Genomic DNA, 19,869 nt, shown 5'->3' with positions numbered 1-19,869 from the left:
TGCTATGAGGTTTGTGGTGCTGATTCGCGGCGCTTGGCGGGATCGTTGATCCAGGCTGTCCGGGGTATCTCGGGTGGCCGGGGGCGGCGTCCGAAGCGTTCGGGGTGGTGTGTGTAGGCCTGGGCGAGGGTGGCGGCCCGCTGGTCGCGGACCTCTTCGGCGGTGCCGAAATGGACGCTGGCCGGGGTGTGCCAGGCGATACCGGAGTGGCGGTGCTCGTGGTTGTAGTACGCGATGAACGCGTCGAACCACTCACGGGCATGGGCCAGCGAATCGAACCTTTCCGGGAAGTCCGCCATGTATTTCGTGGTCTTGAACTGAGCCTCGCTGTAGGGGTTGTCGTTGGAGACCTTCGGCCGCGAGTGCGACCGGGTGACGCCCAGGTCGATCAGCAGCTGGGACACCTTCTTGGAAGTCATGGACGTGCCGCGGTCGGCGTGCACGGTCCCGGGCACGATGCCGTTGCGGGCGATGGTCTCGCGGATCAGTTCCTCGGCCCGTAGGGCGGACTCGGCGCGCTCGACGGTGTGGCCGACGATGTACCGGCTGAAGATGTCGATGATGACGTAGGCGTGGTACCAGACGCCCTTGGCGGGCCCGGCCACCTTGGTGATGTCCCAGGAGAAGACCTGAGACGGGCCGGTGGCGACCAGTTCCGGCACCACCCGCGCCGGGTGGGTCGCCTGGCGGCGGCGCTCACCGCTCTGGCCCTGTTCCCGAAGGATCCGGTACATCGTGGAGACCGAACAGTGGTAGCGCCCGGCGTCCAGCTCACGGGCCCAGATCTGCGCGGGCGGCAGTTCCGCGTACTCGGCGCTGTTCATCAACTCCAGCACCGTCAGGCGCTCTTCGGCGCTCAGGGCGGACGGTTGGACGCCGACCGCGCGGGGCCCGGGCCGGGCCGGTGGCCGTAGCCGACGGTAGTGGGTGGCACGGGAACGGCCGGTCAGCCGGCACGCGGCAACGACACCGAGCTCGGTCTCGACGCCGTGGAAGGCGTCGTCCACGACCGGGGCGGCGGCAGACTTCAGTCCGCGCTCCTGGAGATCATTTCCAAGAGCGCAGAAGCTTTTCCCATGACCTCCAGAGCGGCCTTGTTCTGGGCCAGCTCCTTCTCGAGCCGCTCCACCTGGCGCCGCAGTCTCTCGTTCTCCGCCTCGGCGGCCGACTTCTTCGGCCTCGCGGGACTGGTCCGGCGGTCGACCAGCTTCTCCAGGGCGCCGGCGTCCCGCGCGGCCCGCCATTCCTTGACGTGCGAGTGGTAGAGACGCTCGCGGCGCAGGATCGCACCCTTCTCGTTCTTCGGGGCCGCGTCGTACTCGGCGACGATCCGCAGCTTGTACTCCGGACTGAAGGAGCGGCGCTTCGGCCGGGGAGCGGGATCGGACGCGGGGTTCTTGCTGGTCATGAGGGAGGTGGTTCTCCTGTCGGTGCCCTCTCAGGCTAACCCGGCAGAGCCGGGTGTCTCACTCAAGGCTGACAGAGAGGGACCTCGGACGGTGGCTTCAGTGGCAGAAACAGCCGGGCACCTGGAAGCTGCTGCCGAGCGAGCAGCAGGAGCGGCTGACCCGCTTGGGCGTCAAGCCACTTGAGGCCCCGGCTCCCGCCCCGGTAGCCGGGCGTGCGGCGAAGGGGGCCGAGCAAGGCACAGCAAGCCTCCAACGCGGACTCACCGCCCTCGCGCAGTGGGTCGAACGGGAAGGCTCCCACCGGCCGGTACCACGCGGCCACAACGAGACGATCCCGCTCGACGGCGAGACCGAGCCGGTGGTCGTCAAGCTCGGGGTGTGGGTCTCCAACACCAAGACCCGCCGCGACAAACTCACCCCCGAACAGCGGGCCGCACTCGCCGAGCTCGGGGTGGGGTGGACGTAGCCGCCCTGTCTTCGGCGCTCCTCGGGCTTTCGTAGCCGACGCCGGCTGGTGCTGTCTCGCGAATGCCGTAACCGGCGGTCACGTGTGGGCAGCGTGGGAGAACTGACGCTATGGGCCGCAGGATGCCGGCCCTGTCGGCCGGCCGCTGGGGGAGGCGGACGTGGGGCAGATCGAGCAGGGGCTGGAGCACGCGTTGCGCACCCGGCCCGTTGCCTCAAGCACCGGGGCCCGTCTGCGGTTTCTGCCGGCGGCGCACCAGGGTTCCACCCGGAGGGTGGCCGCCGTGCTGGGCGTTTCACAGCGCACCGTGCAGCGGTGGGTGACACAGAAGCCCGGAGCGCGGCGCCCGCCGAGCCCGCTGCAGGTGGGGGCGATCGAGAAAGCCGTCCTGGCCCGCCGGCAGCCCCGGATACGGGCCCGCCGGCGTGCCCGGGCCGAAGCGGAGGGCTTCGTCTTCCACACCCGGGTGCGGTTCGGGTTCGCTGCTGCGGCCGGGTCCTCGGATGATCCGCGGGTGCGGTGGATCACCCAGTACCTGCCGGGAGAGGTCGCCCGGGAGCTGTTCGCCGCCCGGGACGCCGGCGCGGGTGAGCAGCAGCAGATGGTGATCCTGGCCCGCGCGCTGGGGCATGCCTCTTTCCGCGACGGGGGCCGCCGCGCCCACGGACTGCACATCGCCTTCAGCGACCTCGAGTTCGCCGACTTCTCGATCCGATGAGCCTGCCCTTTGGATCGGGCACATGGCCGATCGGACGCGTCAGGGCGTTCAGCGCTGCGAGGGCCTGGCACGTACGGCTGGCATCGCTTCGTACCTGTTGGCCTCCTGCCGCTGTCGGCCTCGGCGAGCTTGAACGCCATCGTGAGGAGCGCCCGGCGCTCCAAGCACGGCGACGGCAGCAAGGGTGTTGGCACGCCATCACCTTCGTGCCAGACCCGCAGCGGCTTCGTGCAAGAACGCGGCGAGGCCATGCACCGGCGTCAGGCCCGGTTGAGCTCGGCAGCGCCAAAAGAGACGTCGAAGCGGTCGCACCAGATGCTGATGCTGGTGTAGCGGACGGGGTCGATGTCATCGGGCAGGGCGTAGTTCTGGCTGCCCTTGTTGCCCTTGAGCTTGCCTAGGCTGACGTACTGCCCGTCGTCGAAGACGTGCCAGCCTGCCTTGCCCTCCTTCACCGGTGCATCGGTCAGCCACACGCGCAGGTCCGGTCCATTGCTGGTGTCGAGGTTCTCCAGCCGGACGACGTGGGAGCCGTCGTCCAGCCGTACGAGCTTCACCGTGCCCGACGTCGCGTGCTCGTGGCTGATCAGTTCACCGCTCGCCAGCGTCTTCGGCCCGGTCGCCGGGGAAGGCGCCGCGGTAGGAGGAGCGGTGATCTCCACCGCCTTGGACAGGGCCTCTTCGACGGTCTCGTCCTGCCACAGCTTCCACGGCTGGAACCAGTACAGCCCGAAGCCGGCTCCAGCGACAGCCACCCCCAGCGCTCCGATGGCCAACGGCCTGGTCAGTGCCTTCCCCACACGTCCCATCCCCGCCTCGCCTCCTGAAATTTTCCTATCCCATTCAACGGAACGGGCGGCCGCCCCGTTGCCCGCAAGAGATGACGGAACCCTTACGCCGTCGCGCCGCACGGGGCGGCCCACACCTGGTCGAGGCGACCTCACGCCTCGGTCATGGGAAGCGTCACCTCGAATCGGCAGCCGCCGGGAATGTTCCGTACGGCGGCACGCCCGTTGTGGGCTTCCACGATGCCGCGGACAATGGCCAGGCCCAGTCCCGCACCGGCGGGAGGGGTGCGGGCGTGGGCGCCGCGCCAGCCGGTGTCGAAGACGCGGGGAAGGTCCTCCTCGGGGATGCCTCCGCAGCCATCGGTGACCGAGAGGACGACTCCGTCCGGCGAACGCTCGGCGGCCACCGCGACCGTACCGTCGGCAGGTGTCCGGCGGATCGCGTTGACCAGCAGGTTGCCCAGGACGCGGCTCATCTCCTTGCCATCCACTGCAACCGGTACTGCTTCGACGCGGTCGCCGACCAGCCGCACGCCGTGTTCGCGGGCGAGCGGGTCCGCTCCTGCGAGGGCGTCACCGACGAGGTCGTACACCGAAATCCGGGACGGCGAGAGCGCCAGCGTGCCGGCGTGGATGCGGGACAGTTCGAAGAGGTCGCCGACCATGTCGCTGAGGCGCTCGACCTCCGTGCGGATCTGCCGGAAGTAGCGGTCGGGGTCGGCGGCGACGCCGTCCTCCAGCGCCTCGGACATGGCGCGCAGGCCCGCGAGCGGGGTGCGCAGGTCGTGCGAGATCCAGGCGACGAGTTCGCGGCGGGAGGACTCCAGGGCGCGCTCACGCTCACGGGAGGCGGCGAGTTTCATGCTCGTCGCTGCCAGTTCGCGGCTGAGCGCGGCAAGTTCGGCGGTGACGGGGCCGTCGGGGGCCGTGAAGTCGCCGCCGTCGCCGAAGGAGCGGGTGGCGAGGGCGAGTGCACGGCTGCGGGCGACCACCCAGCGGCCCAGCAGCAGCGCAGTGGCCAGGGACACGACGGCCGCCATCGCGACGACCGTCGTGACGACGGACAGGTCGTGCCCGGAGAGGAACATCGCCTGTGCCACGGCCAGCGTGCCCGCGAGCATCGCGGTCACCGCGACTGCGGCGACGACCGTGAGCGACGCGGTGAGCGAGCGGCGGCGGATCAGCCACAGCACGCCTGCGCCGAGCAGCCCGGCCGCGGCGGCGCCGAGGAAGGCGAACAGGGCGATGAGGAGAGTGTCACGCACGGTCACTCCTCTCCCTGCCCGGATGTGCCGGTGGGGTCGAACCGGTAGCCCACGCCCCACACGGTCTGGATCAGCCGGGGTCGCGCGGGGTCGTCCTCGACCTTGCCGCGCAGCCGGCGGACGTGGACGGTGACGGTCGACAGGTCGCCGAAGTCCCAGCCCCAGACCTCACGCATCAGGTCCTCGCGGCTGTACGCGCGGCCGGGGTAGCGCAGGAAGAAAGCGAGGAGATCGAACTCGCGGAGGGTGAGGGCGAGTTCGGCCCCGCTCTTGGTGGCGCGGCGGGCCGCGGCGTCAACCGTGAGGCCGGCGGCGTGCAGGGGCGTTCGCATGCCGGTTCCGGCAGACCGGGTACGGCGCAGCACCGATTCCACCCGCAAGACGAGTTCCCGGGGGCTGAAGGGCTTGGTGACGTAGTCGTCGGCTCCCACCTCCAGGCCCAGGATCCGGTCGTCCTCGTCACCGCGCGCGGTGAGCATGATGACCGGCACGGGACCGCGGGCACGCAGCCGGCGGCACACCTCCAGGCCGTCCATCCCGGGCAGCATCAAGTCCAGCACCACCAGGTCCGGCCAGTGCGCGGCGGCACGGGTGAGCGCGGTCGGCCCGTCCCCGACCGGGTCCACCTCGTAGCCCGCGCGGTCCAGGTATCCCGAGACGACCTCGGCCACGGTGGGATCGTCCTCCACCACCAGGACCCGGGCCGCTTCGGCCGGCCGCGGCCCGGCGGGCGCTTCCCCCATCGGCTCGTTGGGATGCTTCATGCGTTCAGCTTCGCACCATGCCCCTGGCCAGGCCGCCTCCGGCCTGCCTCCAGCTTCTGACGTCCGTGTTCCGTAAGAACCGGAGTCGGAAATGCACTGTTCGAGTTCGTGGGTGATTGCCGTGACGACCTCCCCCCGGGCCCGCGGATCTCACGGAACCGGACGTCGACGTGATCCCTCCTCCCTTCCCTGAACGAGGTCCGCGTCATCCCGCACCTCGTCCGCGTCGCTCCGCGTAGGCAGGACACGCTCGCCGAGGGAACAGGTCGGTCGCCTTGCTCACGACCGTGGCCGTCGTATGCACCGCGGGCCCGCAGAGCGGGTCTCCTCACTCAGCGCGTGAGGAGACCCGCTCCACTCAGCCGCAGCTGAGGCCGTTACGACGTCGGCCGGACAACGAAGTCGCACCACGCGGTCCATGGGGAGTGAAGACCGTGATGCTCGGCCCGCACCCGCCAGCGGTACTCCCCGTCCGGCAGAACCGCGTTCTGATGAACGAGGGTGCGACCGTTCCAGGCCCGCCTGGTCGCACGCACGAACGGCTCGTGCTCCGCCCCCGGTAGAGCGATCTCGAATTCACCGTTCATGTCCGGGTAGACCGGGAACGGGTAAAAGGGATCGCCGGCACTCGGAGTGACATCGGCGGCGAATGACGCAGAAGCCCCGCTCCCTACGACGGGCGCCCCAACGTGGCAGAACTGGAACCCCGCGTACGGGCCGTCGGAGATACGCGGGTACTTGGGCGTGCCCGGAGTCCCCGGCTGCGGCTCCGTCTCCGTTCGTGTCGATGTCGATACGGACGGCCCCTTCTTTCCGGACGACGTGGCGTTCGCCGGCGCCGCACTCAGCGTCCCGACAACCACCGCCACAGCACACACCGCCAGGGTGCGCCGCACCCGTCTCCCGGCCGGCTTCCGGACGATACCCATGATCATGAACCCCCAGGGCAGAGAAAGCGCACCGGGCTTCCCGGTACGCAGCAACAACGGCAGTACATCCCGCCGACGGCCCGCTTGTCCCCACCCGGCTGATCAACGTCATGGATCGGTAAGCAACGCTGCACTCACGTCGGTTTCTGCCGACTCGACCCACGAGGTCGCAAGAAACCGGCGAGCACTGATGCATCACGCAGGACAGGGAAGGCAGGGCTTTTGGGGCCTCGCGCTCACCACCGGCAAGCCCTGCCCGCTCCCCCGGCGCCCGGGCCGCGGCCCCGTCCTGTCCGGCGGCGGCCGGCCACCGCCACACCGCACGCTCCCGCACCCCCAACACGTCCACCGCCGACCTCACCTGCCGAGTGATGAGCTTCCCCACCCCGCCGCCGGCCCCCGCAACGCCCGAACCGACACAGCCGGCAAAACCCCACCCGTCCCCGCCGAGGCCGGGTCCTGCTCCGGGCGCAGGTTGGCCGCCCACTTGTCGTCCTGCGTGCGCTTCACCGGCCGCTCCTCCTCGGTGGCAGGGGCTAGGGAGAACGGGGTGCAGCCGGACGGGGGATGCAGGTGCCACGGTACGAGGGCGTGAGGGAGGTGGCTAATCATCGGCCCGGCCGCCGGTATGTGCCCGTCAGGCCCTTGACCGGGTGCCGCTTCGACGGAGGATGGGGGGGAAGAGAGCGGGTCTGCGTGGTGAAGTGTGGGCCTCTGAGAGGGCGTTTAGCGTAGGCGGAATGCCACTTATGGCCTAGTAGGTTCCTCGCCAGGTTGGCGTGGCCTCGTCCGTTATGCGCTTGGCGAGGTTGTCGATCGAGGCGATGTGGATCATGGCTTCGGAGCTGGCGGTGAGAGTCTCGTAGTCGCGGGCGAGCCGGCGGTGCATCATGATCCAACCAATACTCCGCTCCACCACCCAGCGTCTTTTCACTACGTGAAAACCGCGAACTCCGGGGTTTCTGCCGACGACTTCGACGTCGATTCCGAGCCGCGCGCCGTGCTCGACGACGGCCTTCTTGAAGCCGGTGTCGACCCAGCTCTTGGCTATGGTCGGGTAGGTCTTCTTGGCCTGGTCGAGGAGGCGTATTCCCAGGGCGTTCTCGGAGAGGCTCGCGGCCAGGGCTCCGGCAAAGTCGTCGGTCATGCGGTCAGGAGAAGGCTGACGGGGCGGTCGGTGTCGCGGGCGTGGTGTCGTAGGGCGGCGGCGATGTTCTGGTGGCCGTGGAGGCGGAGGAGGGTGATCGCGGTGTTGCGGATGCCTGCCATGACGCGGGGTGCGTTGCCGGTGCGGACCTGGGAGCGGTCCTCGTCGAAGGTGACGTCGCGGACCCAGTGCAGGCGGTTCTCGATCTCCCAGTGCGACTGCACCCATGTGGCCAGCAGCTCCGGGGGCGCGGTGCGGGCGTCCGCGCTGGTGATCAGGTAGACGATCTCGACCGTCCGTGTGCCCTTCCTGGTGACGGTGCGCCGCAGCTGGGCGACCTGCGCGGCCCCGGTGAAGTCGATCCAGGCGGGGACGGCGACGGCCTTGATCGTTCGGGTGGCGCGGCGCCCGTGTCCGCGGTCCGTTCTGGTGACAGCAGGTATCCGGGCCCAGGGCAGAGCCTTGAGCCGTGCGTACAACGACTTCTGATTGGCCTTCACGGTCAGGACGTAGTCGGCGCCGGCCTCGGTCACGAGTGCCGCGGTGGCGTGCTGGGTGTGCAGCGCGTCCATCGTGACCACCGCCCCGTCCAGGTCGAGGGCATCCAGCAGTTCTCTGGCCGCGGGGATCTCGTTGCTCTTCTCGCGCACGGCGACTTGGCCCAGTACCGCTCCCGAACCGTGCGCGAGCGCGGCGACCAGATGTGGGGCCGGGGCGTCACCGCCGCGTGCGCCCCGGACGGTCTTGCCGTCGATCGCGATGACCCGCCGGCCCGCGACCAGCGAGGCCCTCGTCGCCGCCCATGTCCCCAGGAGCGCGTCGAGGCGGTCCGCGTCCAGCCTCGCGAACAGGCGCCGCAGCGTCGACTCGTCCACCGAGCCTCGCACCAGGCCCAGCTGTTTCACGGCTACCGCTCCGGCGTCCCGGGCCCACTCCCCGATCGCCGTGAAACCCCGCGCTCCGGCCATCACCGCGCACACCGCGACCGCGATCAGAGCACTCACCGGGTGACGGACCCCGCGCCGGCGGCGCGGATCGGGCATCCGGCCGAGCAGGTCGACGAGGAGCTCGCGCTCCGGGACGGGCGTGCGAACAGGCACGCAGATGCGAGACGATGGCATGGCGCGGGCGTTGTTCCCTGGTCGGACGGAAGGCGTAGGAACCTCCATCCAACCGGACCGGAACACGCCCGCGCACCTCACCCACCCGCAAAACCACACGTCACAGGGCTACCAAACGACTTTGCCGGAGCCCTGGGCTCGCGGCGGTGACGGTCACGGCGAGGAGGAGGCCGAGCGTGTCGGTGAGGATGCCACGTTTCCGGCCGACGATCTTCTTCGCGGCATCGGTTCCCTGGCTGGTCACGGGCACGTTGGTGGAGGTCTTCACGCTCTGGGTGTCGATCACGGAGCCAGTCGGATCGGGCTTGCGCCCCTCCTTCACGCGGGCCAGCCCGGTCAGGTCGTAGTTGAGCAGGGCGAGAATTCCCTCGTCGCGCCAGGCGGCGTAGTAGGCGTAGACAGTGCCGTGGTTCGGGAAGTCGTGCGGCAGGTACTTCCAGGGGATTCCCGTCCGGTTCACGTAGAGAATCGCGTCGAACACGTCGCGCAATTCGACTTTGGCCGGCTGACCGGTCGGCCTGCGGTCGAGCCGGGCCTTTCGCCATGCCGTCAACGTCGGTTCGATCAGGGCCCATCGGGCGTCGGACAGGTCGCTGGGGTACGGCTTCCGCTGGCTCACGCCGTAGCGTGGGAACGCGAGGGCCGGAAGGTGTCGTTCCGCTGATCATCGGGAGGTTCTGCCGCATCTTCAAACCAAACGGATTTCCAGCGGCAGATGCGAGCGAAACGGATGACGGACCCCGAGTGGCGAGAGGAGGTGAAGGCCGCATCCAGCTCGGACCACCACAAAACGGGTTAGCCATGAAAGCCGCTTTTCGGAACAAGCCTACGTAAACGCCCTCTGAGAGGGCGTTAAGTCCGTTTCTGGTAGCGGCCACGTCCGGGCTGCTCGAGGAATCCCTGGCGGACGAGTCGTCCCAGGCGGGAGCGGGTGACGTTGATCGAGGGCTCGTCGGTGAGCAGGCCGAGGTGTTCGTGCAGATCGCGGACGCGGAACACCTTATCGGGGTGTTCGCTGAAGGCAGTCACGATGCGCTGGTAGACGGTGGCGGTCTCCGCGGAGGCCGTTTCGTAGTCGGGCGGGGCGAGGCCGTCGATGACCTTGCGGGTGGCGGCGAGCTCGGCCAGGCGGGCCTCGGTTTCGGCGAGGGCGGTGGTGAGCTGCTCGATCTGCTCGCGCAGGTTGTCGGCGCGGGCTGCGGTCTCGTCGTGTTCGGTCTGCAGCAGCCGCAGGAGTTCGGAGACGTTCACGCGGCCAGCTCCACCGCGGCGCGCCAGGCGGGGGTGGGGTGGTGAGGCGGCGGAGCATGCCGGCGGTGGAGGCCCAGTAGACGCGGGAGGCGGCGTTGTCGGGCCGGTGGTCATAGTCGCGGGCGAGGCGGCGGTGGAGCATGAGGGTGCCGTTGACCTGCTCGACGATCCACCGTTTCGGTTGCGGGACGAAGCCCTTGCCGCGGTCGTCGGGGTTGCGCCGGACCACCTCGACGGTGATGTCCTTCACCGCTCCGTGGATGATCACGGCGTCCTTGAAGCCCTGGTCGACCAGGGCCTTCTCCAGGCGTATCCCGCATCGTTCGGCCGCCTGGTCCAGCAGGGCGATGCCGGCCTCGTTGTCGTGCGCGCTCGCGGCCAGGACCACCACGCCGATGATCAGGCCCATGACGTCCACGGCGAGCCCCCGCTTGCGGCCGGGCGTCTTCTTGTTCGCGTCCAGTCCCGTCGTCTCCTTCGGCACCCCGGCCGCCACGCGGACGGACTGGGTGTCGATGATCACCAGGGACGGGTCCTCTCATCGCCGGGCCCGCTCCCGCACCTGGCAGCGCAGGATCTCCTGGATCCGCTGGTCGAGGCCGTCCTTGCGCCACAGGGTGAAGTAGTAGAACACCGCCGACCAGGCCGGGAGGTCATGTGGCAGGAGCCGCCACTGGCAGCCCGTCCGGTTCTGGTAGAAGATCGCGTTCACGACCTCCCGCAGGTCGCAGGAGCCCGGGTCTCCGGTCGCCGACCGCGCCACCCTGTCCTGCTTCCACGCGGTGACCAGCGGTTCGATCAGCGACCACTGTTCTTCGGTCAAGGCGGTTGCGTACGGCATCCGTTCCATGCCCGCGACCCCATCATGCACACGACATGACACGAGGGTGGAACCGTCCCATCACCCACGAACGGGCGACACCAGATCATCTGGAACGGGACTTAACGCCCTCTCAGGGCTCCAATGAGGTTTTCTCAACGATGGCCACTTCCAGATTCCGTTGAGGGCGAGGGCGGCGCGGGTGATGTCGTCGGTTCGGCTGGGGCTGAGGGTGACGTGCTGCAGCGTGCGCCGACGCTGCTTGAGCTCGGCAGCGGTGCGCTCGCCCAGGGCCCGAACGCTCCGCACGAGGGTGTCGAAGGCACGGGTGTCCGTCCGGCCTGCTCACGCATGCAGCGGTTCATGCCGCTTCGCGTAGAGCATTTCGCTGAGAAAACGTCACTCGTCGGCTGTCTACCAGGGGGCACCCGAAGCAGCTGGGTTCCGCTGCTTCGGGTGCACCTCGGATGCCGGGTGTCTGGAAAGCCCAGCTAGCTTGTGCGGGCGCAGCTTCCCCGATCGGCGCGCTGTGGCCCGTCGCCGGACGGGCGGATGTCGAAGTCGAAGATGGCGGTGGGCAGATAGAGCGTGGCGCAGGAGTTGGGGATGTCGACCACGCCGCTGAAGCGGCCTTCGATCGGGGCGGCTCCGAGAAGCAGGTAGGCCTGCTCAGGTGAGTAGCCGAACTTGGTCAGGTACTCGATCGCGTTCAGGCAGGCCCGCCGATAGGCGACGTGTGAGTCGAGGTAGCGCTGGCGGCCGTCTTCGTCGACGGAGATGCCGACGAAGGTGAGGAACTCGCTGTAGCGCGGCTCGACGTTGCCGGGGTAGAACACGGGGTTCGTCGTCACCCCGTAGGTCTGCATGCCGCCCTTGATGAGGTCGACGCCGAGATCGAGGTAGCCGCCCATCTCGATTGCGCCGCAGAAGGTGATCTCGCCGTCGCCCTGGCTGAAGTGCAGGTCACCGACGGACAGTTTGCCACCCTCGACATACACCGGCATGAAGATCCGGGCGCCACGGGTGAGGTTCTTGATGTCCTGGTTGCCGCCGTTCTCGCGTGGCGGCGCGGTTCGTGCCGCCTCCCGTGCAGCGCGCTCGAATGCGTCGCCTTCCAGCGTGCCGAGGATTGCCCTTTGCGAATCCGGCGGCAACGCGAGCGGGGGCACTCGGTTGGGATCGGTCGCGATGAGCTCGGCCTCCCGGGCGTTCCACTGACCGAGCAGGTCGTGCGACGGGGCGGTGCCGATGATGCCTGGGTGGGTGATGCCGGTGAAGCGCACGCCGGGCAGGTGGCGGGAGGTCGCGATCTGCCCGTGGAAGTCCCAGACCGCCTTGTACGCGTCCGGGAAGTGCTCGGTGAGGAAACCGCCGCCGTTGGACTTGGCAAAGATGCCCGTGTAGCCCCAGCCTTGGCCGGCGACCGGCCCGGTCTCCTGCGGGACGGGACCGATGTCGAGGATGTCGACCACCAGCAGGTCACCGGGCTGCGCACCCTCGACGGCGATCGGTCCGCTCAGAGGATGGACCATCGAGAGATCGAGGTCGCGGATGTCGTTGGCGGAGTCGTCGTTGTGAACCGTCCCGTCGAACCACTCCCGGCATTCGAGGCGGAACTCGGCGCCGGGCCGAACGGTCGCCACCGGCGGGATGTCGGGGTGCCAGCGGTTGTGCGGCGGGACTGCCTGGTCGTAGAACGACCGGGACTGGTCGACGCTGAAGAGCACTTCGGGCATCTGTCGTTCCTTGCCTGTGGGTCACGGCCTCGGGAGGCGTGCGTGCAGTGGATTCGGCGGATGAGCATGACGACGGGGAGGTGCGGGCATGCGGTGTAGCACCGTCGGCTCGTGCGCGCTGGCCTCGGCAGCGTCGCGCGCCCGTCGCAGGGCGGAGTGGGGCGAGGTGATGGCGGGCGGGGCGTATACACGCGTCGCCGCTCCGCCGCATGTGGCGCACGTCGGCTCATGTACCGGGGCGTCGATCGGGCGGACGACCTCGAACACGCCACACTGCCCGCACGCGTAGTCGTACCTCGCCATGTGAGAGCCTCCGCGTCACATTCGGGGCGGACCGGGGGTGTGATGGCGCTGGCCGAACTTCCCCACTACCGCTGAAGCAATTCGTGGTGGTTTGAGCATAATGATCGTTCAGCGGTGTAGCTGAACGACTCGGTGTGGGGTAACTCCGTTGGGTATGGCGGCGCGCAGATGGGGGTCACGCTGTGTTCGACAGGCCGGCACTCGCAGGCCCTCCGGCATCTCTTCAACCGCATGATCGGTCAGCTCTGGCACTGCCTCACGACACGCACGCTGTTCGATGAACGGGAGGCCTTCCCGCTGCCTCGCGCCGTCGCGACGTGACACCTAGTGGCTCAGCTCGGATAGTTGACCGTGTAAATGGCCCCTCATGACAGCTCGGCCTGCAGCGCTGGGCGATGTGGGGCATGGCGACGAGAAAAGCGATGTCCGCGCAGGCGAAAGTGGTTTGCCGACACGGATGTTGCGTGGGTAGCGTCGCCATCTGTGACCCCGACTCTGCGCACCGAGCGGCTGCTTCTGGAGCCGTACGTCCCCGAGGACGAAGAGGGCTTCGTCGCTCTGTTCCAGGACACCAGGGTGTCGCAGTGGATGGGTGACGGCCCTGCTTCCGAAGCAACAGACCGGGCCCTGTTCGGGCGGATCTTCACGAAGGTCTATGCCCAGGACCTGTTCGATGTCTGGGCTGTTCGTCGCAACGGACTCCTGGTCGGGCATGCCGAGATCAAGCTGACCGACGTCGTCGGAGGCCACGAGATCATCTACGCTTTGGCGCCGACGGCATGGGGGTCCGGCCTAGGGACTGAGCTGGCTGAGGCCATCGTCGCCTATGGCTTGGATACTCTCGGATTGACCAGGGTGTATGCCACCGTAGCTGCATCGAACGAGGCCTCACTGACTCTGCTGGGCAGAATCGGTTTCGAGCATGTCCGGGACATCAAAGAGGACGACGGCACCACCACCCGCGTGTTGGCCCGCGGTCCGGCTGCGACCGACAAGTCGCCCCTCGCCCGATAGGGGCGAGCAAAACACTGCCTCTGAACCTCCTACGGGTGCTCAGGCAGCGCGGGTCGGATACCGGGTCCAGGTCCGGATGGGTGAGTCAGGAGCGAAGATGGTCTTCGGCTCGGCACGGGCATTACGCCAGCGGACGTAGGCGGCGATGGCGGCGTTCTGCTCGTCGTGGCTGCGGTGGTCGGTGCCGTTGAGGGCGAAGTAGCGCAGGGCGGCGAACTCGGCCTCGATCCAGTTCAGCCAGGAGCCGTAGGTCGGCAGGAAGACCAGCTCGACGTCGTTGCCGACCGCCCAGGCGCGGACCTTGGCATGCTTGTGCGGGGAGAAGTTGTCCAGCACCACATACAGCTTCTGACCGGGCCAGCGGGCGCGCAGGACCATGAGCAGGTCGAGGAACTCGCGCCACCGCTTGCGCGGGCGGATGCGGTAGTACAACTTGCCGGTGGCCAGATCGAGGGCGGCGAGCATGTGCATTACGCCGTTGTACCGGTTGTAGGTGGCCCGCAGCCGGCGCGGACGCCGCACCGGCCCCCACGCCTTGCCCTTGCGGGGCATCAGGTTCAGCGGCCCGAACTCATCGACGCATATCACCCGCCCGTCGGCGGGCGGGGTGTCGTACAGCGCCAGGATGCGGTGCATCTTGGCGATGAACTCCGGGTCGGTGGACGCCTTCCACGTGGTGGTGGTCTGCCAGGAGACCTTGCCGGCGTGCAGGATCCGGCGCAGCGTCTCCCGGCTGATGGCCGCGGTCACCTTCTGCTTGACCAGGTGCTCGGCGAGCTTGCTCAGGCTCCAGGTGGAGAACGCGGTGATCTTCCAGTCGGCGGGGGACGTCCGGGCGATCAGGCAGATGCGCTCACGCACCTGGTCACTGATCGTCTGGGGGCGTCCCCCGCTCCATTTTGGGTCCAGCGCGTCCAGCCCTCGCTCGTTGAAGGCGTGGATGACATCGCGGACGTAGTCCTCGCCGGCCTGCATCAGCACGGTGATGTCCTTGACCGTCTGGCCCTGGGCGGACATCAGCACCACGATCGCCCGGCGGAGTTTCACCGGGTCCTTCGCGGTCCGGCTGATCCGCTGCAGCTTCCGGCCCTCCTCCATGCTCACCGGCCGGACGAACACGCTTGGTCGACGTCCCACGACCACCTCCAAGATCAGGTCTTGGAGACAGTCTGCTGCCCGACGAACAGCGGGTTGATTACCCGGCCAAGGCTGCGTGACGAGCCACTAGATGCCGTGAGAGGTCCCCACAGCGCCCTCTGCAGCAGTCCGCCTCGGGGAACCGCCGGCCTTCGGCACCCGCCGCCTGGCCCCGGTCGCCGTCGGCGTCCCGGACTGAGGTTGCCCTACAACTTGCACCAGGGTCGCCCGTCCGGCACTGGCCTGGCTGTCCCGCGACAGTGGACTTTGAGCGCGACGTTCCTCGCGGCTTTCGCGGTGTGGCGTGCCGTCCCCCATAGGGTCACCGCGTCGTTGCGGTACGAGCAGAGCGAGCTGGTCACGTGCACCTGGGCATCCTCGGGCAGGCGGTCGGCCTGTTCGCCGTCACCAACCTCGACGACCTCCTGCTTTTGTCCGTGCTCTTCGCCCAGGGCGCCAAACACCGCGGCTCGACCCGCCGCATCGTGCTCGGCCAGTACCTCGGGTTCGCCGCCATCCTCGCCGCCGCGCTCAGCGGGACCCTCCTGCCCACGGCGGTCATCGCCTACCTCGGCCTCCTGCCGCTCGCCCTCGGCCTCAAAGCAGCCCGGCAGGCCTGGAGGAACCACCGGGACGATGCCGACGAGACCGACGGCGCGAGGAAGGGGGCCGGCCCGAGCCTGCTGGAGGTCGTCCTCCTCACCGTCGCCAACGGCGGCGACAACCTCGGCGCCTATGTGCCCGTCTTCGCCACCGCCGGCATCGGCGCCGTGAGCGCCTACGCCGTCGTCTTCCTCGTCCTGCTCGCGGTGTGGTGCTATGCGGGCCGGTTCCTCGCCACCCGCCCGGCCCTCGCCCAGGCCTTCGGCCGCTGGGGCGACCTCCTGCTCCCGGTGGTCCTCATCGCGATCGGCTTGTTCCTCCTCATCGAGGGGGGCGCCTTCGGGCTCTGAGCCGACGTCGCCGGCGTCGGCCGCTCAAACTTCGACGGCACAGGCTCAACCTCCGCTGTCACAGGAAACCGGCGCCTGACCTGCGCGGTCAAGGTCTCGCTACCGGCCCGGCCTGCACCGACCACTCCCCTGTGGCACCCCTTTGGGGCACAGTCGGTCCGACCCGAGGTACCGCCGGCTTCCGCCCCTCCTTCCCCGCGGCCCGGCCGCTGCAATGGCCGGGCAAGCACGCCCGGCCGACGCGCAACACCACGCCCGGGCCTCCCGAACCTGCGGCAAGTGGGCATCACCAACAACCTCGACACCTACGGAACTTGATCAAGCCCTGTGCACCACGTGAGAGACACGACACCTGCCGAGGACGCCTCCCAGCTCCGCACCGGCAACGCGCCGTCTGCTGCACGGTGAGGCCAGCCTTGCTACCCGTGCAGCACCAGTGAGCCTTTCCCAGTAACGGATCATGACGGTGTGTGATCGTTCAGATGGTGCGGTCGTACTCGAGCTGGAGCAGGACGAGGGCCGCGGCGGCGATCTTCGTGATCTGGCCGGGGTCGAGGCTGACTCTGCGCAGGGCCTTGAAGGTCGTCTTGAGCAGGGAGTTGGCGCGTTCACAGATGCCGTGGATGCCACGGATGACCTTGTTGTAGGTCTGTTGCTCCTCGGTCAGCTCACCGCCGACAGGCTTCTTGTGCGGGTGGCGGAAGCCGTCGCCGGCGTTCTCGTAGCCGAGGTCGACCAGGGTCGGCATGTCCAGCTCGGCCGCGATGCGGCCCAGGGCGTCGACCAGCCCGTGGTGGCGGGCGCAGGTGGTGTCGTGCTCCCGGCCCGGGCGGACCGGCGAGACCCAGATCGGCCAGCCGTCCGGAGTGGCGATGACCTGCACGTTCCCACCGTGGTGCCGATGCTTCCCGGACCACCACAGGTCCGCCCCGTGGGGGCCCGGGGCCGCGACCCGGTCGGTGCGGATGACCGTGCCGTCCAGGTTGAGATGGGTCAGGCTGGCCGCCTTGGCCCGCTCCAGCGCGGTGGCCAGATCCGGCGCTCCGGCCGCCAGGACGGTCAGCCCCTCGTGCAGGTAGCGGTAGGCAGTGGAGGACGACAGGCCGTTGTCGCAGGCGAGTTGGGCAAGACGGGTGCCGTCGATGAACCAGCGCAGGATGAGCACGGCCTGCCGGAAGCAGCCCAGCGCGCGTCGTCCCCGGCGGGTACCGATCGTCGAACGGTGGTCCCGCAGCGGCCGGGCCAGGTGCTCGGCGGTGGACCAGCGGACATCGAGCACGGCGGTGTATGTGACACTGGTCGGCACGTGAGGCCCCTCGGTCGGATCTTTTCTGTCGCAAGATCGTTCCTACCAGGGGCCTTGCGACTGCCCGGAGTTGGGGTCTACAGGACGCAGCACAGCCCGGCGATCACAGTGAGCGACGACCGGTTACCGGGAAAGGCTCAGTGTGCCGTCTGGGTCGTGCGATTACTGCGCTGCACTCCTCAGCAGACTTGCAGCACGCGTCTTGCACCCCTCACCACCAGGAGCAGCAGGACGTCGTGTCTGTGCAGCACGAGGTGCTGCACAGACCGGTGAGGTCGGTCGGCGACGGGGTCTGAAGGTAGGTACTACAGGTAGTACCTACCTGCGGGTGAGTTTCGGGCCTGATCTCGGTCGGCCAGCGGTCAACTTCCACCCGTGTCGTGAGGCGATCCAGTCGGCAGCGTAGGCGCATACGTGGTCCTTGGCGGGCGGCATCCACTCGGCAGGATCCTTGTCCCCTGGGTACGGTGCGAACCCAGGTGGACCACGGCAATGCGTCGCGGCTCCGAGGTCGTCGTACTACCCACGCCCGTCGCTGAGTCCGGCACGGCACTGACTGCAGTCGGCCGCCAGCGACCGGCCCGCGCCGTCGCGTTGGCGGCCATTCGGAGGGGCGCTTAGCGTGGGAGGGACGGCGGTTCGCACACACGTTTCAGTGCGCGCGGCCAAACCGCCCTCGACGTGGAGGACCGGGATGGCATCTGTCTCCTTCCTGCTCGTGGCCGTGATCCTCACCGCCCTGGCCTTCGACTTCACCAACGGGTTCCACGACACCGCCAACTCGATGGCCACCTCGATCGCCACCGGGGCGCTGAGCCCCCGGGTTGCCGTCGCCGTCGCGGGGGTGCTCAATCTGGCCGGAGCCTTCCTCTCCACGGAAGTGGCCAAGACGATCTCGGGCGGCATAGTCCAGGACAGCGAAGTGTCTCCAGTGATGATCTTCGCCGGGCTGATCGGGGCGATCCTGTGGAATCTGGTCACCTGGCTCCTCGGGCTGCCCTCCAGCTCGTCCCACGCCTTGTTCGGCGGGCTGATCGGCGCAGTGTGGGTGGGGGCCGGGGGTTCCGCGGTGCGCTTCGGCGCGATCATCGAGAAGATCGTGATCCCTGCGGTTGCCTCACCGGTGGTGGCCTGCGTGATTGCGCTGCTGGCCACCTACCTCGCCTATGTGATCACCCGGGGGACATCGCGCCGCGCCGTCGGGAAGGGCTTTCGCACGGGACAGATCGGGTCGGCGTCCTTGGTGGCGCTGGCGCACGGCACCAACGACGCCCAGAAGACGATGGGGGTCATCACCCTCGCACTCATCTCGAGCGGGGTGCTCGCCCATGGCGCGGGGCCGCCCTGGTGGGTGGTGCTGAGCGCGGGGCTTACGATCTCCCTGGGCACCTACATGGGCGGCTGGCGGATCATCCGGACCATGGGCAAGGGGCTCACCGACATCCAGGCCCCGCAGGGCTTCGCCGCCGAGACCAGCGCGACCGCCGTGATCCTGGCCTCGTCGCACATGGGGTTCGCGCTGTCGACCACCCAGGTGTGCACGGGCAGCATCCTCGGCGCAGGGCTGGGCCGCAGGCTGGCACACGTGCGCTGGGGCATCGCCGGGCGGATCGCGGTGTCCTGGCTGCTGACACTGCCGGCCGCGGCCGCCGTGGGAGGCATGGCGGCGTGGGTGGCCGACCAGGGCGACGCCGGGGTGGCGCTGGTGGCGGGCGTCGCGCTGGCTGCCGCGGCAGCCTTCTACATACTCTCGCGCCGCCGTCCGGTGAGTGCGGAGAACGTCAACGAGGTGCCGGAACCCGCCGTCAGGTCGGCCGCCTGAGCCGGCCCGGCGGGGCGGCCCTTCGCCGAGGAAGGGGATACGGGATGGACATCGACTGGGGCGCTCCTGCCGGGGTCTTCGGCGTCAGCCTCGGGGTCGCGGTGGTGGTGATCGTGATGTTCTCGCTCGGCCTGGCCGCATGGGATCGCGCCGGACACGGAGAGCCCGCCCCCGACGTGCCCAGGGGCCAGCGGAAGGTGGCGGCCGCCACGGCCGTGCTGTGCTTCGCCACCTGCCTCGCGGTCGCGGCCTACGGGATCGATCTGATCGTTCCCGTCTGAACCTGCTCCGGTCACCTCACTCGCCCGGTGCGCGAGGTGCCGCACACCGGGCCCGGGAGAGTGGCGGCGCCAGCAGGTGTCGAAGGCGGACTGAAGAACTGAGCAGCGTCGGAGGGTGCTGTCACGTTGTTGGGTGCCTGAACCCCTGACGGCGCGTCGGGGCATGGCGGGCCCGCGCCCCGGACCGATGTTCAGGCCTCGGTGGGCATGGCGGCAACACCGGTGATCTGGTCCCAGACGGCGAAGCGGACGGTCATCTCGGCTCGGTAGCCGGAGGCGGTCATCCGGTGGCGGCGGGGCCGGACGTGCGGTGAGATGCCGCTGAACGCGGACAGGAAGCGTTGTGCTGCGCCCGACGGAGCAGAAGCCTTTCCTCGCGCGTTCCCGCTGCCGGGTGGGCTGGTGGCTGTTCTCCGCCCGGTTGTTGAGGTACTTCGACTGACGGTGCTCGACGGAGGGCATGACCTCACGGTGGGCGGCGCCGTAGGAGCGCAGCCTGTCGGCGACGACCACCCGCGGCACCGCACGTGTCTTCTGCAGCAGGCGGCGGAAGAACCGCCGGGCGGCGGCCGTGTCCCGGCGACTCTGCACGAGGATGTCCAGGACATTGCCGTCCTGGTCGACGGCCCGCCACCGAAG

17 protein-coding genes and 4 pseudogenes are annotated in these 19,869 nt (G+C 68.9%); 6 read left to right on the top strand and 15 right to left on the bottom strand.

All coding sequences use genetic code 11. The annotated features are described in order from the left end of the window. Nucleotides 1-2: 2 nt before the first annotated feature. Together AC6F7H_RS01050 and AC6F7H_RS01045 are read right to left on the bottom strand one after the other, a co-directional pair. Nucleotides 3-1,007, bottom strand: a complete 1,005-nt coding sequence (locus tag AC6F7H_RS01050) for an IS3 family transposase (protein WP_109382741.1) — start codon at nt 1,005-1,007, stop codon at nt 3-5. A gap of 20 nt (nt 1,008-1,027) precedes the next feature. After that, nucleotides 1,028-1,408, bottom strand: coding sequence for a transposase (locus AC6F7H_RS01045; protein ID WP_500754603.1), 381 nt, complete (start codon nt 1,406-1,408; stop codon nt 1,028-1,030). 53 nt (nt 1,409-1,461) lie between these two features. On the opposite strand from AC6F7H_RS01045, the gene AC6F7H_RS01040 reads away from it, so the two are divergent. Beyond that, complete coding sequence (locus AC6F7H_RS01040) at nt 1,462-1,875, top strand: helicase associated domain-containing protein (protein ID WP_500754601.1); 414 nt, start codon at nt 1,462-1,464, stop codon at nt 1,873-1,875. Between the two features lie 160 nt (nt 1,876-2,035). Beyond that, on the top strand, nt 2,036-2,593 hold the full coding sequence (tpg, locus tag AC6F7H_RS01035; protein ID WP_500754600.1) for a telomere-protecting terminal protein Tpg: 558 nt from the start codon (nt 2,036-2,038) through the stop codon (nt 2,591-2,593). A gap of 260 nt (nt 2,594-2,853) precedes the next feature. On the opposite strand, the gene AC6F7H_RS01030 is transcribed toward tpg, so the two are convergent. From AC6F7H_RS01030 to AC6F7H_RS00985, 10 genes and pseudogenes are all read right to left on the bottom strand, one after another. After that, nucleotides 2,854-3,402 carry a DM13 domain-containing protein gene (locus AC6F7H_RS01030; RefSeq protein ID WP_500754599.1) on the bottom strand — a complete coding sequence of 183 codons (549 nt, stop codon included), beginning with the start codon at nt 3,400-3,402 and terminating at the stop codon, nt 2,854-2,856. A gap of 131 nt (nt 3,403-3,533) precedes the next feature. Further along, entirely contained in the window at nt 3,534-4,646 is a 1,113-nt protein-coding gene (locus tag AC6F7H_RS01025) for a sensor histidine kinase (protein ID WP_500754598.1), read from the bottom strand. Nucleotides 4,647-4,648: 2 nt separating this feature from the next. Next, nucleotides 4,649-5,410, bottom strand: a complete 762-nt coding sequence (locus tag AC6F7H_RS01020) for a response regulator transcription factor (RefSeq protein ID WP_500754597.1) — start codon at nt 5,408-5,410, stop codon at nt 4,649-4,651. A 1,683-nt stretch (nt 5,411-7,093) separates the two neighbouring features. Then, nucleotides 7,094-7,456 (bottom strand): annotated as a pseudogene (locus AC6F7H_RS01015) (transposase); the annotation flags it as partial. 26 nt (nt 7,457-7,482) lie between these two features. Further along, nucleotides 7,483-8,607, bottom strand: coding sequence for an ISAs1 family transposase (locus tag AC6F7H_RS01010; protein ID WP_500754596.1), 1,125 nt, complete (start codon nt 8,605-8,607; stop codon nt 7,483-7,485). 139 nt (nt 8,608-8,746) lie between these two features. After that, nucleotides 8,747-9,226 (bottom strand): annotated as a pseudogene (locus AC6F7H_RS01005) (transposase); the annotation flags it as partial. A gap of 233 nt (nt 9,227-9,459) precedes the next feature. Continuing rightward, the gene (locus AC6F7H_RS01000) at nt 9,460-9,858 is read right to left on the bottom strand and encodes a hypothetical protein (RefSeq protein WP_500754595.1); all 399 of its coding nucleotides are present in this window, start codon (nt 9,856-9,858) and stop codon (nt 9,460-9,462) included. Beyond that, nucleotides 9,855-10,708, bottom strand: a pseudogene (locus AC6F7H_RS00995) (IS5 family transposase). Before AC6F7H_RS00995 ends, AC6F7H_RS01000 begins: the two are co-directional and overlap by 4 nt. Before the next feature lie 461 nt (nt 10,709-11,169). After that, nucleotides 11,170-12,414, bottom strand: coding sequence for a formamidase (fmdA, locus tag AC6F7H_RS00990; protein WP_500754594.1), 1,245 nt, complete (start codon nt 12,412-12,414; stop codon nt 11,170-11,172). Nucleotides 12,415-12,435: 21 nt separating this feature from the next. After that, the gene (locus AC6F7H_RS00985; protein ID WP_112469573.1) at nt 12,436-12,717 is read right to left on the bottom strand and encodes an FmdB family zinc ribbon protein; all 282 of its coding nucleotides are present in this window, start codon (nt 12,715-12,717) and stop codon (nt 12,436-12,438) included. Nucleotides 12,718-13,200: 483 nt separating this feature from the next. On the opposite strand from AC6F7H_RS00985, the gene AC6F7H_RS00980 reads away from it, so the two are divergent. Continuing rightward, nucleotides 13,201-13,731: a GNAT family N-acetyltransferase gene (locus AC6F7H_RS00980; protein WP_500754593.1), complete on the top strand. Its 531-nt coding sequence runs from the start codon at nt 13,201-13,203 to the stop codon at nt 13,729-13,731. Between the two features lie 39 nt (nt 13,732-13,770). Here AC6F7H_RS00980 and AC6F7H_RS00975 read toward each other — a convergent pair whose 3' ends face one another. Continuing rightward, the gene (locus AC6F7H_RS00975) at nt 13,771-14,868 is read right to left on the bottom strand and encodes an IS630 family transposase (protein ID WP_500754592.1); all 1,098 of its coding nucleotides are present in this window, start codon (nt 14,866-14,868) and stop codon (nt 13,771-13,773) included. Between the two features lie 362 nt (nt 14,869-15,230). Here AC6F7H_RS00975 and AC6F7H_RS00970 point away from each other — a divergent pair, with 362 nt between their 5' ends. Then, entirely contained in the window at nt 15,231-15,821 is a 591-nt protein-coding gene (locus AC6F7H_RS00970) for a cadmium resistance transporter (protein ID WP_500754591.1), read from the top strand. Nucleotides 15,822-16,299: 478 nt separating this feature from the next. On the opposite strand, the gene AC6F7H_RS00965 is transcribed toward AC6F7H_RS00970, so the two are convergent. After that, entirely contained in the window at nt 16,300-17,127 is an 828-nt protein-coding gene (locus AC6F7H_RS00965; protein ID WP_500754589.1) for an HARBI1 family protein, read from the bottom strand. Between the two features lie 694 nt (nt 17,128-17,821). Here AC6F7H_RS00965 and AC6F7H_RS00960 point away from each other — a divergent pair. Together AC6F7H_RS00960 and AC6F7H_RS00955 are read left to right on the top strand one after the other, a co-directional pair. Then, nucleotides 17,822-18,949, top strand: coding sequence for an inorganic phosphate transporter (locus tag AC6F7H_RS00960; RefSeq protein ID WP_500754588.1), 1,128 nt, complete (start codon nt 17,822-17,824; stop codon nt 18,947-18,949). 44 nt (nt 18,950-18,993) lie between these two features. Beyond that, nucleotides 18,994-19,230, top strand: coding sequence for a hypothetical protein (locus AC6F7H_RS00955; RefSeq protein ID WP_500754587.1), 237 nt, complete (start codon nt 18,994-18,996; stop codon nt 19,228-19,230). Nucleotides 19,231-19,421: 191 nt separating this feature from the next. On the opposite strand, the pseudogene AC6F7H_RS00950 reads toward AC6F7H_RS00955, so the two are convergent. Further along, a pseudogene (locus AC6F7H_RS00950) lies at nt 19,422-19,866 on the bottom strand (IS6 family transposase); the annotation flags it as partial. Nucleotides 19,867-19,869 lie beyond the last annotated feature (3 nt).

The organism is Streptomyces sp. MMS24-W38, from assembly GCF_059889265.1.
Note: the sequence above shows the minus strand (reverse complement) of the source record. Positions and strands in the feature narration are given on the sequence as shown.

Coding starts and splice junctions, on each gene's coding strand:
- AC6F7H_RS01045 (WP_500754603.1), bottom strand. CDS start 1,408: ATGACCAGCAAGAACCCCGCGTCCGATCCCGCTCCCCGGCCGAAGCGC.
- AC6F7H_RS01030 (WP_500754599.1), bottom strand. CDS start 3,402: ATGGGACGTGTGGGGAAGGCACTGACCAGGCCGTTGGCCATCGGAGCG.
- AC6F7H_RS01020 (WP_500754597.1), bottom strand. CDS start 5,410: ATGAAGCATCCCAACGAGCCGATGGGGGAAGCGCCCGCCGGGCCGCGG.
- AC6F7H_RS01010 (WP_500754596.1), bottom strand. CDS start 8,607: ATGCCATCGTCTCGCATCTGCGTGCCTGTTCGCACGCCCGTCCCGGAG.
- fmdA (WP_500754594.1), bottom strand. CDS start 12,414: ATGCCCGAAGTGCTCTTCAGCGTCGACCAGTCCCGGTCGTTCTACGAC.
- AC6F7H_RS00985 (WP_112469573.1), bottom strand. CDS start 12,717: ATGGCGAGGTACGACTACGCGTGCGGGCAGTGTGGCGTGTTCGAGGTC.
- AC6F7H_RS00960 (WP_500754588.1), top strand. CDS start 17,822: ATGGCATCTGTCTCCTTCCTGCTCGTGGCCGTGATCCTCACCGCCCTG.
- AC6F7H_RS00955 (WP_500754587.1), top strand. CDS start 18,994: ATGGACATCGACTGGGGCGCTCCTGCCGGGGTCTTCGGCGTCAGCCTC.